This is a genomic window from Rhodococcus sp. 21391, assembly GCF_016772255.1.
GTDB lineage: Bacteria > Actinomycetota > Actinomycetes > Mycobacteriales > Mycobacteriaceae > Rhodococcus_F > Rhodococcus_F opacus.
In genome coordinates this window covers 6187357-6202738 of the sequence record NZ_CP063781.1, presented here as the reverse complement: position 1 = coordinate 6202738, position 15382 = coordinate 6187357, and the positions used below count along the sequence as shown (strand labels likewise).

Annotated in this window: 10 protein-coding genes; 3 read left to right on the top strand and 7 right to left on the bottom strand. The window is 68.0% G+C overall.

The genetic code is table 11. The features are described 5' to 3' along the window. Window positions 1–16 precede the first annotated feature (16 nt). Entirely contained in the window at window positions 17–934 is a 918-nt protein-coding gene (locus GO592_RS28575) for an EamA family transporter (RefSeq protein ID WP_007298433.1), read from the bottom strand. A gap of 72 nt (window positions 935–1006) precedes the next feature. Here GO592_RS28575 and GO592_RS28570 point away from each other — a divergent pair, with 72 nt between their 5' ends. Further along, complete coding sequence (locus GO592_RS28570; RefSeq protein WP_007298434.1) at window positions 1007–1900, top strand: LysR family transcriptional regulator; 894 nt, start codon at window positions 1007–1009, stop codon at window positions 1898–1900. Between the two features lie 57 nt (window positions 1901–1957). Here GO592_RS28570 and GO592_RS28565 read toward each other — a convergent pair whose 3' ends face one another. The 4 genes from GO592_RS28565 to leuA all read right to left on the bottom strand — a co-directional run bounded on the left by GO592_RS28565 (window position 1958) and on the right by leuA (window position 12117). Beyond that, the gene (locus GO592_RS28565; protein WP_005253383.1) at window positions 1958–2335 is read right to left on the bottom strand and encodes an SHOCT domain-containing protein; all 378 of its coding nucleotides are present in this window, start codon (window positions 2333–2335) and stop codon (window positions 1958–1960) included. Window positions 2336–2504: 169 nt separating this feature from the next. Then, window positions 2505–7994 (bottom strand): ATP-binding protein, encoded by a 5490-nt coding sequence (locus GO592_RS28560; RefSeq protein ID WP_007298435.1) that lies wholly within the window; start codon window positions 7992–7994, stop codon window positions 2505–2507. 416 nt (window positions 7995–8410) lie between these two features. Then, entirely contained in the window at window positions 8411–10150 is a 1740-nt protein-coding gene (gene ctaD, locus GO592_RS28555) for an aa3-type cytochrome oxidase subunit I (protein ID WP_007298436.1), read from the bottom strand. A gap of 158 nt (window positions 10151–10308) precedes the next feature. Further along, complete coding sequence (gene leuA, locus GO592_RS28550; protein ID WP_005569596.1) at window positions 10309–12117, bottom strand: 2-isopropylmalate synthase; 1809 nt, start codon at window positions 12115–12117, stop codon at window positions 10309–10311. A gap of 203 nt (window positions 12118–12320) precedes the next feature. On the opposite strand from leuA, the gene GO592_RS28545 reads away from it, so the two are divergent. Further along, window positions 12321–13349 (top strand): hypothetical protein, encoded by a 1029-nt coding sequence (locus tag GO592_RS28545; protein WP_007298437.1) that lies wholly within the window; start codon window positions 12321–12323, stop codon window positions 13347–13349. A gap of 1 nt (window position 13350) precedes the next feature. Beyond that, the gene (locus tag GO592_RS28540) at window positions 13351–13701 is read left to right on the top strand and encodes a hypothetical protein (RefSeq protein ID WP_007298438.1); all 351 of its coding nucleotides are present in this window, start codon (window positions 13351–13353) and stop codon (window positions 13699–13701) included. An 86-nt stretch (window positions 13702–13787) separates the two neighbouring features. On the opposite strand, the gene GO592_RS28535 is transcribed toward GO592_RS28540, so the two are convergent. Both GO592_RS28535 and GO592_RS28530 read right to left on the bottom strand, forming a co-directional pair. Continuing rightward, window positions 13788–14753 carry a pirin family protein gene (locus GO592_RS28535; protein WP_005569602.1) on the bottom strand — a complete coding sequence of 322 codons (966 nt, stop codon included), beginning with the start codon at window positions 14751–14753 and terminating at the stop codon, window positions 13788–13790. Window positions 14754–14909: 156 nt separating this feature from the next. Then, window positions 14910–15320: a DUF732 domain-containing protein gene (locus GO592_RS28530; RefSeq protein ID WP_005248623.1), complete on the bottom strand. Its 411-nt coding sequence runs from the start codon at window positions 15318–15320 to the stop codon at window positions 14910–14912. Window positions 15321–15382 lie beyond the last annotated feature (62 nt).

Genomic DNA, 15382 nt, shown 5'->3' with positions numbered 1-15382 from the left:
TTTGCACAGGGTCCGGTCAGACGCCGACTCGCGCGGGGGCACGTGAGCGCGAAAGTGTGCTCGGACGCACCCTGCCGCGCACCTGGGTGGCGGCGGCACCGGCGATGACGACGGCCCCGCCGATCAGCGACAGGATGCTCGGCTCCTCGTGCAGCACCAGCCAGGACGCCCCGATCCCGACGATGGGAACCAGCAGGGAGAACGGCGCGACCATTCCGGCGGGGTAGCGGCTGAGCAGCGCCGTCCACAGGCCCGAGCCCGCGACCGTGCCGAGGATCACGATGTAGGCGAGGCCTGCGAGCGCGAGCGGGCCGTTGCCGTCCAGTGACGACGTCAGGGAGTCCCAGCCCGCCGACGGACCCTCGACGCCGAACGACAGCGCCAGCATCGGCAGCGGCGGAATGACGCACATCCACAGCATCAGGCGCATCGGCTGATCCGACGCGGCCTTGCGGTTGCCGATGTTGCCCAGCGCCCACGACAGTCCCGCGAGCAGCGTCAGGGCCACCGGCAGCAGCGCGGCGTGCTGGGCGCGGTCCCAGCCGATGACTGTCATCCCGGCCATCGCCACCAACAGTCCGCACACCTGCGTCGGCCGCAGTCGCTCCCGCAGCAGGACCGCGCCGAGGACCACGGTGAACGGCGCCGAGGACTGCAGGACCAGCGACGCCAGCCCGGTGGGCATGCCGACGTGCATGGCCCAGAACAGGAAGGCGAACTGGCCGACGCCGAACCCCAGGCCGTACACCAGCAGCCACTTCAGCGGGACCTGCGGCCGGGGAACGAACAGGATCACCGGGATCGCGATGACGAAGAATCGCAGCGCGGCGAAGAAGAACGGTGGGAAGTGATCGAGGCCCGCGCGAATGGCGAGGAAGTTGAGCCCCCACAGGACGACGACGGTGAGTCCGAGCAGCCGGTCGCGGGAGGTCATGCCTTCCATCGTGAGGGCCGGAAACAATCAGGACAAGCGCATTAAAGTGCATCATCGATGTAGTTTTGCTACATGGATGCGACCCGGTTGCGCGTGCTGCGCGAGCTGGCGGACCGCGGCACGGTGGCGGCGACCGCGCAGGCGTTGTCGATGACGCCGTCGGCGGTGTCGCAGCAGCTCAAGATCCTCTCGCGGGAGGCCGGGGTGACCCTGCTCGAACCCGCCGGCCGCCGGTTGCGGCTCACCGATGCCGGTCAGGCGCTCGTCGTCCGCGCCGACGACGTCGTGGCCGCCCTGGACCGTGCGGCGGCGGAGATGAGCGCCTACCGCGGTTCGCCGCGCGGCCGCGTGCGGGTGGCGCTGTTCCCGTCCGGTGCCGCGCTGCTGCTTCCCGGACTGCTGGACGCGCTCGAAGGCAGTGGGGTGGACGTGCAGGCGCGCGACGAGGACCTGCCCGCCGCCGCGGTGCCCACCCTGCTCGCCGATTACGACGTGGTGCTGACGCATCGCGACGAGCGGGCCCCGGACTCGTCCTCGCCGCGGGTGTCGGCCGAACCGCTGATGCGCGAACCCATCGACCTCATCCTGCCGCCCGGCCATCCGCTCGCCGGACAGGATGCGGTTCGCCCGGACCAGTTGGCGGACGAGAGGTGGATCAGTGTGCGCGGCGGTTTCCCTGTCGACGACGTGCTGATGTCGGTGGCCGCCGCGACCGGGGTGCAGCCGCATGTGGTGATGCGCATCAACGACTTCCGGGTCATCGAGGAACTCGTCGCCGGCGGTCACGGCGTGGCCCTGCTGGCCCGCCATGCGGTGACGAGCCGCACGGTGGTGCAGCTGCCGCTCGCCGGGGTGCGCGCGGCCCGGATCTACGAACTGGCCCGGCGGCCGGCAGCCGACGACGTTCCCGCGGTGGCCACGGTGCTGCAGGCGTTCCGGGATGTCGCGGCACGGGTGCGGGACTGACCCCCGACAGCACGAAGGCCCGCACCGGGGCGGGCCTTCGACGGTGACGGTGCGGGGTCAGGCCAGCGCCTTGGCTTTCAGCGTCTCGTACTCCTGCTGAGTGATGGTGCCTGCATCGAGCAGTGCCTTCGCGTCCGCGATCTGCTCGGCCGAAGACTTGCCCGCGACGGAACGGATGTAGCTGTCCTGCGCCTGCTTCACCTCCTGCGCGGCCGCCATCGACCGCTGGGCCATGCCGTCGCTCTTGACGATGAGGTACACGAGCGCGGTCAGCAGCGGGATGAAGAACAGGAAGATGATCCAGATGGCCTTCGCCCAGCCCGACGTCTTATGGTCGCGGAACAGGTCGGTGATGATGGAGAACAACAGGATCAGGTAGGCCACGAAGCCGAACGTGACGATGATCACCCAGAGAAAGTCCCAGAAAGAGTCCATTGCAGCGCTCCATTCACAGTCGAATTCACTCTGCGCCGACTATCGCACCGGGCCGGGGCGCCCGCGTCATCCGAAACAGGTGAAATGTGGCCGGTGCCGACCCCGCCCGCGGTCGCGAAACGCCGAACGGCCGCGACACCGGTAGGTGCCGCGGCCGTTCGGGTAGGGACTACTTGCCTGCTTCGACCGCCCGGCGCATGCCGCGCTCGACCGCACCGATGATGTACGGACGCAGCTCGACGGCCGGGATGACGGCGTCGACGGAGCCGACCCGCTGTGCCCGCTGGATGTTGTGCACAGCCTCGAACTCGGCCGCGACCTCACCGAGCTTCTCGTTGCGCACCGCAGCCTGCTGGGCCGCCAGCTCCACCCGCAGGTGAGCCTGCTGGGCGTCGTTCTGGGCGCCCGCCAGGTTGGCTTCGAGCTCCCGGATCGACGGGTCGGCGGCCACCCGAGAGTTGACCTCGCGGGTGAACACCACGGCCGCGGCGGGGGCACCACCGAGGACCGAGGCGAACGAACCCTCGACCGCCAGCACCTCCATGTTGTCGTTCAGTGCTCCGGAGAACACCACGAACGCGCCACCGTGGTAGCGGGAGACGACGCAGAACACGATCGGGCCGTCGAAATTGACGATGGCGCGGCCGATCTCGGCGCCGTACTCGAGCTGGATGTGCCGCAGCGAGTCCGGGGAACCGTCGAAGCCGGACAGGTTGGCCAGCACGACGAGCGGACGGCTGCCGCTGGCGGCGTTGATCGCCCGGGCCGTCTTCTTCGACGACTGCGGGAACAGCGTTCCCGCAGTCCACTGGTCGGGACCGTTGGCCGGCGACCATCCCTTACGGGCGATGGCCCGCGACTCGATGCCGATGACGCTCACCGGGTAACCGCCGAGGTGCGCGTCGAACACGACGGACGTGTCGGCGTCCGCCATGTCGGCCCACCGCTCCAGCACCGCGTGGTCCTGGTCGACGAGTGAACGCATCACCGTGCGAATGTCGAACGGCTTCTTGCGTTCCGGGTTCGTCTCCGCGGAGAAGATGTCGCCGACCGTGGTGAAGTCGCTGGACGGGTGGATGTGCGGGAAGGACCGCACGTCGCGCCCGATCGGGTCGCTGGTCTGCGCCCGGCGCGGGAAGCGTTCTCCGGCAACGACGTACGCGTGGTCGTAGTGTGCGAACAGGATCTCGCACGCGGCGGGCAGGTTCGGCGCCCAGTACTGCGCCTCACCGTTCGGGCCCATCACGCGGTCGTAACCGCCGATGCCGAAGTTGTCCTCGGCCGAGACGCCACCCGAGTAGTCGAGCGAGTTCTTACCGGTGAGCACCATGGCACTGTCCGGCGTCATGACGAGGATGCCCTTGGTGTGCATCAGCATCGTGGCTTCGGCGTTCCAGTACGGCTGCGCACCGACGTTGATGCCGGCCACGATCACGTTGACCTCGCCACCGTTCTGCGTGAACGTGATGAGGCGACGCAGGCCGCGGGACACCCAGTCCATGTTCTCGGTGCCACTGTCCATGGAGATCGTCGCGCCGGACGACAGCGCGAACCACTCGACCGGGACACCCAGCTTCTCGGCCAGGTCGACACCGGCGACGAGGCGGGCGCACTCGGCTTCCGCGACGGTGCCCAGTGCCTTCGTCGGGTCACCGAAGAGCGCGACGCGGGTCATTCCCTCGGGATGCCGGTCGGTGCGGGCCGTGACCAGACCGACGACGAGGCCGGCCTTGTTCTGACCGTACGGACGCTCGACGGGAACAAGCTGGCCCGTCTCGTCCAGGTCGTGCTCGACGAAGCTGCCGTCACGGCCGGTGAGCAGCGGGATCAGCTCGTACGGGTAGACGGTGCCGCGGGCACGTGAGCTGCGGACCTTCTGCGTGTACGCGTCGAGCGGCTGCAGCGGCTCGGTCGGCGGCTCGGTGACCTTGACGACCACGCCGGCACCGGTGCGGTAGGAGAAGCGCAGAGCCTTCTCCCGCGACTCCGTGCCGGGCTCGCCCTGGAGCCGGGCGATCACGGTGATCTCCTCGAGTCCGGCGCCCGCGGTGAGCGGTGCCGCGACCCGGGCGAACGCCTCGAGGTCCTCGACCGGGACGTCGATCTTCGGCCACACGTACAGCACGACGCGGTTGGCGTCGAGCTTGCGCTTGCTGCCGCGCGTGGCCTGCGCCCGGCGGATGCCGTCGAGGCACGACTGCAGCACGCGCTCCGCAGCGGGAACACCGATGACCTGGCCGTCTTCGTTGCGGACCGGCGTGATGTCGCGGATCTCGGCGAGCGCGATGAGGCGTTCGTCGGTGGGGTTGTCGCGCGAGACCAGGTTGAACAGGAACGTGTCGGCGACCGCGGGGAGGCGGGTGCCGTCGAAGTTCTTCAGGCGCCACAGGTCGAGTCGCTGGCCGGTGAGCGGGTGCATGTCCCGGATCAGCGTCTCTTCCGCCAGGACACCTGCGTCGTCCGGGCGGTACGTGAACTTGCGGACGTCTATGTCGGTTCCGCCGAAGACGGACACCGTGACCCGGCGGCAGGTCGCGGCCAGCGGCAGCGCCGCCAGCGCCTTCCGCAGGTCCTCGGACATCGTGTTCGGGTCGGCGGGCGGTGCGGTCCACGACAGGTAGAGGTCGAGGACGAGGTTGGCGGGGTTCTCCGCGGCGACGGCACCGATCTCGTCGAGCGCACCGGGCAGTTCGGCGTACTCGGCGACGGCCGACACCAGGTTGAGGCGCTCGCCGAGCAGGTCGAAGTTGCCGGTGACGAAACGCCGTCCGTTGCGGTCGAAGGACGTGACGTCCTCGAGCGTGCGGATGTCGTAGTAGCGACGGGTGACGACCTCGAGCAGCGGCCCGACGGTCGTGCTCTTGCGTGCGATCCGCTGCCCGAGGAGCTCGGTCAGCGACTGCGGGGTGGCGACCAGGGCCTCGAGGCGTTCCTGGTAGTCGGCGGCGTCGGGACGCTCGGCGAGGTACTCGAGGCTGCCACGGACACCGTCGTAGACCTGCTCGCGGGCCTTGCGGATCTGCGGCTCGTCGAAGAACCGGAACCGCACGTTGCGGGCGACGTTTCCGATCACCGGGTACCGGACCTGGGTGGCGATGATCAGCCGGTCCAGGACCTCACCGAGTCCGCTGGGTGCGCGGCCGGGAGCGTTGCCGTCGTTCAGCCACCGATCGAGCAGTGCGGCGATGACGGGAACCTGGTTGTCCATGCGCTGCTGCGCGAGGAACAGACGGTAGACCGCCTCCTCCAGCTCGGCGGTGCGCTCGAGGTCGGTGACGTCGTAGTGACGCAGCGCCCGCGACAGCCGGGTCGTGAACGACTCGGGCAGGCCTTCGAGTTCGACGTCGAGGGTGTGGAGGTAGGTGTGGAAGTGCTCGCGCGGGCTGTGGACGCGCTCGTCACCGTCCTCCTCGGCGGCGGTCGGACGGTTACGTCCGATCTCGCAGATATCCGCGAACGTGTTCAGTAGAGCGAGCTCTGCCTGCACGAGATCCGGGTCGCCCGCGATCTCGGCGCGCAGCTTCTCGTAATCGGCGAGGAGCACTCCGGCGCGCTTCGCGCTGACGTCGTAACCGGTGAGCAGTGCGGCGAGTGCGTCGATCTGCTCGAGGGCGTCGGCCCGGGTGTTCCCGTGCGAAGCGGGGGCACCGAGATCGAACTGGACGCGAGGCGACTTCGGAGCGGTGGACTCCTCCGAGCTCTCCTCGACGCGCAGCAGTGCCGTTCCGGCGTCGACCTGGGAGTTGACCATGGCGAGAACTTCCCGCACCCGGCCTGCGACGGGAGCGCGGACCGCGGTCTCCATCTTCATGCTCTCGAGGACGACCAGCGTGGCGCCGACCTCGACCTCGTCGCCGACGGACACAGGCACCGCGACCACGACTGCGGGAGCCGGTGCGCGGACGACGCCGGCCTCGTCCTGGCTGATCTGGTGGCTGATGCCGTCGACCTCGACGAGGTACTGGGCGCGGCCTGCGACCGAGACGACGTGGTGGCGGCGGTCGCCGATCACCAGGCGGCTCTCGAACTCGCTGAGCCGGTCGACCTCGACCTCGGTCTCGGGGGCGTCCCCGTCGACGCGGTAGCTGTGGGCGCCGACCTGCGTGACGGTGAGCCCATAGGCCTGGCCCTGGTAGCTGAGCTCCACCTTGCGGCCGATGGCGTGGCCGGCGCGGGGCCGTCCACCCCGAGCGGACGACAGGAACGCCTCACGCTCGAGCTTCTCCTCGGCGTCGTAGATGTCGATGGCGGCGGCGATCAGGGCGACATCCGCGGTCCGGGACGGGACGTTGGACGTGCCTGCGTCGGTGCGGTCCAGCCAGCCGGTGTCCGCGGACGCCGAGATGACCTCTTCGCGGTCCAGCAGGTCCAGCAGGAACGACTTGGTGGTGGTGCCGCCCTGCAGCACGACCGTGGTCTCGCGGAGAGCGGTGCGCAGACGCGCGAGCGCCTCGGAGCGGTCGCGACCCCAGGCGATGACCTTGGCGACCATCGAGTCGTAGTCGGGCGGGATGACGTCGCCCTGGGCGATACCGGTGTCGACGCGGAGGCCGCTGCCGAGCGGGAACTTGAGCAGCTGCACGGCGCCGGGCGCGGGAGCGAAGCCGTTGGCGGCGTCCTCCGCGTTGAGGCGGGCCTCGACGGCGTGACCGAACTCGGGCGGGCAGTCGCCGACCAGCGGCTCACCGCTGGCGACGAGGATCTGCAGCTTCACCAGGTCGATGCCCGTGGTGGCCTCGGTGATGGGGTGCTCGACCTGGAGGCGGGTGTTGACCTCGAGGAACGTGAACGTCTTCTGCTCGGGCTGGTACAGGTACTCGACCGTGCCGGCGCCGCGGTAGCCGGCGGCGCGCACGAGCTCTGCGGAGACGGTGCGCAGGTGGTTGGACTGGTCGGAGGTGAGGAGCGGCGAGCTGGACTCCTCGATGACCTTCTGGTTCTTGCGCTGGATGGAGCAGTCGCGCACACCGGGAGCCCAGACGTTGCCGAAGTTGTCGGCAATCACCTGTACCTCGACGTGGCGTGCGTCGGTGACCAGTCGTTCGATGAACACGACGGGGTCGCCGAAGGACCGCTGGGCCTCACCCTGGGTGCGTTCGAGCGCGAGTTCGAGTTCGTCCTCCGACCACACCTTGCGGATACCGCGGCCACCACCACCGGAGCGGGCCTTGATGATGAGCGGGTAGCCGATGGCCTGGGCGTGACGGCGGGCGTCGGCGCGGGTGGCGACGGGGCCGCCGCTCCACGGCGCGACCGGGACCTCCACCTTCTCGGCGAGGAGTTTGGCCTCGACCTTGTCGCCCAGCAGGCGCATCGATTCGGCGGGCGGGCCGATGAACGTGATGCCGAGCTGCTCGCAGACCTCGACGAACGCGGGATCCTCGGCGACGAAGCCCCAGCCGACCCACACGGCGTCGGCCTTGCTCTCGCGCAGCGCGCGGGCCAGCTCGGCGTGATCGAGGTAGGCGGTGCCGGTCTTGACTGTGCGCAAGCACACACCTTCGTCGGCCTGCCGAACGAACATCGCGCGGCGTTCTGCCTCCGTGTGGAGTGCGATCGTGCGGATGCCGTAGTTGTGCTCGGCGTTCAGTTCGCGCACCGCACGAATCAGGCGGACCGCCGCTTCGCCGCGGTTGACTATCGCTATTCGCTTGAACATCTGTTATCGCTCCGTTTCCGTAAAACTCATTGATCCGCAGAGTGTTTCGATGGCCAAGGCCATGTCCGCCGAGGACTGGGTGCCGCCTTCGCGGACACGTGCACCCCTGCACAACCCACTTGACTACCTCCAGGGGCGTCCCGAACGCGATCGTCGGACCTGCGCCATTGCGGGACCGATGCTCGGGGAATGCGAGCATAACGTCGAAAATTTGTACCCGCGCGTAACTTCTGCGAGGCGCCGATCTGCTTGTCAAGCGTTCAAGGACTTGCGTGTCGACGCTACGAGGGAGTAATGCGGCCGGAATTCCGCCGAACTGGGCGTCCTCCGGAGAGGTATCTGCAACCCGTTGTCACAGAGTCGTTTTCGTCCGGTTCCCCGAGAAGCTCTTGGGGAAGGGAACTTTCACGCAGAAGTTACTGGCGGTTCACCTTCGGATCGGCACCCGCCGATTCGGTCGCGTGCGCCACCGCGCCCCGCACTCCGACGTGTGCCTCGCGGTGCATCCGGTCGACCATGTGCGGATAGTGCAGTTCGAACGCGGGCCGCTCGGAGCGGATGCGCGGCAGCTCGGTGAAGTTGTGCCGCGGAGGCGGGCACGTCGTCGCCCACTCCAGGGAGTTGCCGAACCCCCACGGATCGTCCACCGTGACCACCTCGCCGTAGCGGTAGCTCTTGAAGACGTTCCAGACGAACGGCACGGTCGACGCGCCCAGGACGAACGCGAACACCGTGGAGACCGAGTTGAGGACGGTGAAGCCGTCCGAGGGCAGGTAGTCGGCGTAGCGGCGCGGCATCCCCTCGGCGCCGAGCCAGTGCTGGACGAGGAACGTGCCGTGGAAACCGGTGAACGTGGTCCAAAAATGCCATTTGCCGAGACGCTCGTCGAGCATGCGGCCCGTCATCTTCGGGAACCAGAAGTAGATGCCTGCGTACGTGGCGAAGACTATCGTCCCGAACAGCACGTAGTGGAAGTGGGCGATCACGAAGTAGCTGTCGGTGACGTGGAAGTCCAGCGGGGGACTCGCGAGGATGACACCGGTGAGGCCGCCGAAGATGAACGTGATGAGGAAGCCGAGCGAGAACAGCATGGGGGTCTCGAACGTCAGCTGCCCCTTCCACATGGTGCCGATCCAGTTGAAGATCTTCACCCCGGTGGGTACCGCGATCAGGAACGTCATGAAGGAGAAGAACGGCAGCAGCACCGCGCCCGTCGCGTACATGTGGTGCGCCCACACGGCGATCGAGAGGGCGGCGATGGCGATCGTCGCGTAGACGAGCCCGCTGTATCCGAAGAGCGGCTTGCGGCTGAAGACCGGGAAGATCTCCGACACGATGCCGAAGAACGGCAACGCGACGATGTACACCTCCGGATGGCCGAAGAACCAGAACAGGTGCTGCCACAGCAGCACGCCGCCGGTGGCCGGGTCGTACAGATTGCCGCCCAGATGGCGGTCGACGAACAGCCCCATCAGCGCTGCGGTGAGGATCGGGAACGCCACCAGGATCAGGATGCTGGTGATGAAGATGTTCCACGTGAAGATCGGCATCCGGAACATGATCATGCCCGGGGCTCGCAGGCAGATGACGGTCGTGATCATGTTGACCCCGCCGAGGATGGTGCCGAGACCGGACAGCGCCAGCCCCATGATCCACAGATCGGCGCCGACGCCCGGCGCATGCAGCGCGCTCGTCAGCGGCGAGTACGCCGTCCAGCCGAAGTCCGCGGCGCCACCCGGAGTGATGAAACCCGCGATCGCGATGGTGCCGCCGAACAGGAACGCCCAGTAACTGAACGCGTTGAGGCGGGGAAACGCGACGTCGGGGGCGCCGATCTGCAGCGGCAGGATGTAGTTGGCGAACCCGAACACGATCGGCGTCGCGTACAGCAGCAGCATGATCGTGCCGTGCATCGTGAACAGCTGGTTGTACTGCTCGTTCGACAGGAACTGCAGACCCGGAACGGCGAGCTCGCCGCGGATCAACAGCGCCATCAGACCGCCGGCCATGAAGAAGACGAACGACGTGATCAGGTACAGAATCCCCAGATCCTTGGGATCCGTCGTTGTGATCATCTTGTAGAAGAAGCTGCCCTTGGGGCGGCGCCGGGCCGGATACGGACGGACCGGAAGATGCTGTTGAAATGCCAGATTCACGACGCCCCCCGAAGGGTCCGAGGCGGTTCGGGTCCGGTGTGGACTCCGTTACCAGGGTAGTCACCCGAAGCCCGGAGGGAGCCGCTTTCCGTGGCCGGAAACGACGCTGCCGCAGGTGCGCGTGGTGCGCGCCTGCGGCAGCGAGGGTCGGGAAGCGGTCAGTGCGCCCGGTTGACCGCCGAGACGACGGCGCGCAGCGACGCGGTGGTGATCGACGTCGCGATGCCGACACCCCAGACCACGGTGTTCCGTCCGTCGGGAGCGGTCACCGCGCACTCGACGTACGCGGCCGCCTGGGCGTCGTCACCGGCCGACATGGCGTGCTCGGAGTAGTCGAGCACACGCACGTCGAAGTCGATGGTGGCGAGCGCGTCGACGAACGCGGCGAGCGGGCCGTTGCCCGAACCCGAGATCTCGTGCTCCTTGCCGTCGACCTTCACGGTCGCGGTGATGGAGTCGGTGCCGCCGTCCTCCTCGGACGCCGTGACCTTCTGCTTCATCCGCTCGAGCGGCGTGATCGGAGCCAGGTACTCCTCGTGGAAGACGTCCCACATCTCCTTGGGCGACACCTCGCCGCCCTCGCCGTCGGTGATCCGCTGGACGGCCTGCGAGAACTCGATCTGCAGGCGACGCGGCAGCACCAACCCGTGATCGGCCTTCATGATGTACGCGACGCCGCCCTTGCCGGACTGCGAGTTGACGCGGATCACGGCCTCGTAGGTGCGGCCCACGTCCTTGGGGTCGATCGGCAGGTAGGGAACCGCCCACAGGATGTCGTCGACGTCCGCGTCCTGCGAGTCGGCGTCGAACTTCATGGCGTCGAGACCCTTGTTGATCGCGTCCTGGTGGCTGCCCGAGAACGCGGTGTACACGAGGTCGCCGCCGTACGGGTGACGCTCGTGGACGGGCAGCTGGTTGCAGTACTCGACGGTGCGGCGGATCTCGTCGATATTCGAGAAGTCGATCTGCGGGTCGACGCCCCGGGTGAACATGTTGAGGCCGAGCGTGACCAGGCAGACGTTGCCGGTGCGCTCACCGTTGCCGAACAGGCAGCCCTCGATGCGGTCGGCGCCTGCCTGGTAGCCCAGCTCGGCGGCGGCCACGCCGGTGCCGCGGTCGTTATGGGGGTGCAGCGACAGGATGACCGAGTCGCGGCGGGCCAGGTTGCGGTGCATCCACTCGATGGAGTCGGCGTACACGTTGGGCGTCGCCATCTCGACGGTGGCGGGCAGGTTCAGGATCACCGGGTTCTCCGGCGTCGGCTGCAGCACCTCGGTGACGGCGTCGCACACCTCCTTGGCGTACTCGAGTTCCGTGCCGGTGTACGACTCGGGGGAGTACTCCCAGCGCCACTGCGTGTCGGGGTACTTCTTCGCCTCTTCGAGGGCCAGGGTCGCCGCGTCGGTCGCGATCTTCTTGATCACGTCGCGCTCGGCCTTGAACACCACCCGCCGCTGCAGGATGGACGTCGAGTTGTAGAAGTGGACGATCACCTTGTTCGCGCCCTCACAGGCCTCGAACGTGCGCTTGATCAGTTCCGGCCGGGACTGCGTGAGCACCTGGATGGTGACGTCGTCCGGAATCGCTCCGTCTTCGATGATCTCGCGGACGAAGTCGAAGTCCGTCTGGCTCGCCGACGGGAAGCCGACCTCGATCTCCTTGTAGCCCATCCGCACCAGCAGTTCGAACATGCGGCGCTTGCGGGCGGGGCTCATCGGGTCGATCAGCGCCTGGTTGCCGTCACGGAGGTCGACCGCGCACCACTGCGGCGCACGGTCGATGATCTTGTCGGGCCACGAGCGGTCCGGCAGCGACACGGGCTCCACTTCTTCGGAGAAGGAGCGGTAGCGGAACGTTGGCATCGACGAATTCTTCTGCGTGTTCCACTCCGGCTGATCGGAGGGAGCAGGCTTGGAAGGCGGCGTGATGGTGCGCGTTCCGGAGGTAAAGGCGTCAGCGGGGGACATGGGATTGATCTCCAGGTTCGATGTGGACTTTCTGAGTCCAACGGCTGTGTCGACCGGCGCACGAGAAACCCCGCGACGGGAAGCCAGTCTGGATCAGACCCCGTCGCGGCAACCAAGGAGGAGTGCGCGCTGCATACTCAGCACTGTACTCCGGGCACCATCGTTCGCGTGCCGGGGTTCGAAGTCCGAGTGAGGAGACAGCGGTGGGCCGCAGCGCGACAGTGGTAACACCGCTGGTCGCCGCACTTTTTGCGGCACTGCTCGCGTCGTGCGCCGGGGTGGTCGAGGGAGCGCCGAGCGTCGCCGGGGTCGGCGAGCCGATCTACGGCCTGCCCGTGAGCGACCACAGCCGCGTCGAGTTGGCCGTCGCCGCCGGGGCCCGCGACATCGCGCCGTGCGGACTGCTCGACCAAAATCTCGTCGCCTCGCTCGGGCAGGTCACTGCATTCGGGCCCGTCGGCGATCTGTCCACCTGCCACGCCGAGTTGGTGCCTCCCCGCGGCACACCCGCCAACCCCGTCTGGGTCGAGGTGACGGTGGGCGAACGCGAACCCACGGAGGACACCGGTGCCGGCGAGGTGACGTCGGGAATCGAGGTGCGTCCCGCGGTCGGCACGCTCCCCGGCACGTGCACCCTCTACTTCTCGCTGCCGCCGGTTCCGGGAGTGCCGGACGACGACACCGCCCCGGGGCGATGGGGGCACGTGTCGTATCTCGACGGGGCAGGCGGAACGGGTGACTCCGCCGGCGGCGACGACTGCGCCGAGGCCCGCACGGTCCTCGGATCAGTCGCCGGCAGGCTGCGCACCCCGGCGCCGGTGCGTTCGGATATTCCTCTCGCGCAGCAGGATCCGTGCCGGGTGGTCGAGAAGATGTCCGGACGGGGCGTCGAGACGTTCTCTCCGGGTAGCCGTCCCTACGAATGTCTCCTGACGCTCCGCGGCGGCGACGCGGCATCCGTGCAACTGGCGCTGTCGCCCGAACCGTCGCAGACCGGCGGCCCCGAAGAGGTCGAACTCGACGGCAAGACGTTCACGTACTTCCGGGACGCACTCGAATGTCACTACTACTTCTACCCGGGTGCGGTGTTCGACACGAACCTGCCGTCGAGTCCGGTGAGCGAACGGGACAAACGCAGCAATCGGCTGACCGCGTCCGTGGCGGCATCCGCGCCTAGCTGCGACGACGCGGAAACGCTGGTGCTCGCCGCAGCCGAAATGTTCGACTACTGACATGAACACACAGGTCGATGTCGCCCGGGCCTATCTGGACGCGTTGCTCAGCCACGACGGCAACACGGTGCCCATCGAGCCGCGGGCCGTGCGCTACGAGATGGGGCTGAAGACGGCATTCTCCGGAAATCACCTGCGCCGAAGCCTGTCCGGCGGCCCCCAGTACCGGGTGATCCGGGCGATCCGCGACTGCGTGTGGACGGTCGACGGCGACGACGTCACCGTCGACTACCTCCTCGACGCCGGACTGTTCGGCCGCACCCTCGTGACGGTCCGGGTGATCGAGACGTTCCAAATCCCGCAGGACGACCTACGGATCCACCGCATCGACGCGAAGATCCGGCGCCCCTGAGCTTGGCGCCGAATCGTCTGTAGCGCATTGTCTTCCGCACGTGAGTGGCATTGTGTGCCCCGCCACGCTTTGCCACTCACATGGGGTCAGTCGAGCGTTTCGTGCGCCGCGGGAACGGAACCCAGGCGGCCGGCCTGGAAGTCCTCGAACGCCTGCAGCACCTCGGCCTTGGTGTTCATGACGAACGGTCCGGCCATCGCGACGGGCTCGCGGATCGGCTTGCCGCCGAGGAGGAACACCTCGAAGGACTTGGTCCGCGAATCCTGTGTGTCAGCCGCGGCGATCGTGAGGGTGTCACCGCGTCCGTAGACGGCCGTCTGGCCCATGCGGATCGGACGACGTTCCGAACCGACGAGCCCCTCGCCCGCGAGGACGTAGGCGAGCGCGTTGAACTCGGGGTTCCACGGCAGCGTCAGACTCGCACCCGGTGCGATCGTCGCGTGGACGAGGCTGATCGGCGTGTACGTGGACCCGGGGCCGTGGTGTCCGTCCACGTCACCGGCGATCACCCGAACGAGAGCGCCGCCGTCGGACGAGGACAGCAGGGCCACCTTCTGGCCGGTGATGTCCTGGTAGCGGGGCGCGGCCATCTTGTTGTCGCGCGGCAGGTTCACCCACAACTGGACGCCGTGGAACAGGCCACCGCTCATCACCAGGTGCTCGGGCGGGGTCTCGATGTGCAGGATGCCGCCGCCCGCGGTCATCCACTGGGTGTCGCCGCCACCGATGGTGCCGCCGCCGCCGTTGGAATCCTGGTGCTCCATGATGCCGTCGATCATGTAGGTGACGGTCTCGAAGCCGCGGTGCGGATGCCACGGGGTGCCCTTGGGTTCCCCGGGTGCGTAGTCGACCTCGCCCATCTGGTCCATGTGGATGAACGGGTCGAGGGCCGTCAGGTCGATGCCGGCGAACGCGCGGCGAACCGGGAAGCCTTCGCCCTCGTAGCCGACGGGTGCGGTGGTGAGCGAACGGACCGGGCGGTCGACGGCGCCGGGAGCGGGTGCGTCGATACGCGGCAGGGCAAGGATGTTGTCGACCGTCACGGCAGGCATGGGGTGTCTCCTCGTACTTAGGTAATTGATTGTTCAACTACTTCATGGTGTGTAACACCCGCTGCGTCCAGGTATTCCCACAGGGGCGGCTCCGCCGCCCGTGCCCCTTTTTGGTAGCTGCAACAACCAGAAAGGCGCACGGGCGCGAAGCGCGTACTAGTTGAGGACGTTCTCGTGATCGGGGCAGTACCGCGTGATCGCGCCGATGATGTACGGGTAGACGCCGTCGTTGGTGAGCATCGGCGTCCACTCCTCACGCACCTGATCGAGGGGCTTGCCTGCGTCGAGGGCGGTGCAGATCTCACCGGCCTGATGGACCGCGAGGTCGTCGTCGGTGACGGTCTGGTTGTTCGCGCGCAGGTAGGCCAGGTAGTCGGCGGCCGTCTGCGGGTCGTCGGCGACCGAGAACACGCGGCTGCCGGGGGCGGTGGCGGCGGTCGTCCTCGCCGCCACGGAAGCCGAGGCGGACGTCGTCTCGGAGGCGGCGGTGTCGCTGTCGCCACCGCAGGCGGTGAGGATTGCCGCGGAGCAGACGGTGAGGGCGGTCAGAGCAAGGGTGCGGCGCATGGGGCGTGTGATTCCTTTCGAGGCCTGTGACGGCGACGATCGTATCGCCTGCGGGGCCGGTG

What these genes read in the sequence shown, in the direction of transcription:
- GO592_RS28575 (WP_007298433.1), bottom strand. Translation starts at nt 934, where the DNA reads ATGACCTCCCGCGACCGGCTGCTCGGACTCACCGTCGTCGTCCTGTGG.
- GO592_RS28570 (WP_007298434.1), top strand. Translation starts at nt 1,007, where the DNA reads ATGGATGCGACCCGGTTGCGCGTGCTGCGCGAGCTGGCGGACCGCGGC.
- GO592_RS28565 (WP_005253383.1), bottom strand. Translation starts at nt 2,335, where the DNA reads ATGGACTCTTTCTGGGACTTTCTCTGGGTGATCATCGTCACGTTCGGC.
- GO592_RS28560 (WP_007298435.1), bottom strand. Translation starts at nt 7,994, where the DNA reads ATGTTCAAGCGAATAGCGATAGTCAACCGCGGCGAAGCGGCGGTCCGC.
- leuA (WP_005569596.1), bottom strand. Translation starts at nt 12,117, where the DNA reads ATGTCCCCCGCTGACGCCTTTACCTCCGGAACGCGCACCATCACGCCG.
- GO592_RS28540 (WP_007298438.1), top strand. Translation starts at nt 13,351, where the DNA reads ATGAACACACAGGTCGATGTCGCCCGGGCCTATCTGGACGCGTTGCTC.
- GO592_RS28535 (WP_005569602.1), bottom strand. Translation starts at nt 14,753, where the DNA reads ATGCCTGCCGTGACGGTCGACAACATCCTTGCCCTGCCGCGTATCGAC.
- GO592_RS28530 (WP_005248623.1), bottom strand. Translation starts at nt 15,320, where the DNA reads ATGCGCCGCACCCTTGCTCTGACCGCCCTCACCGTCTGCTCCGCGGCA.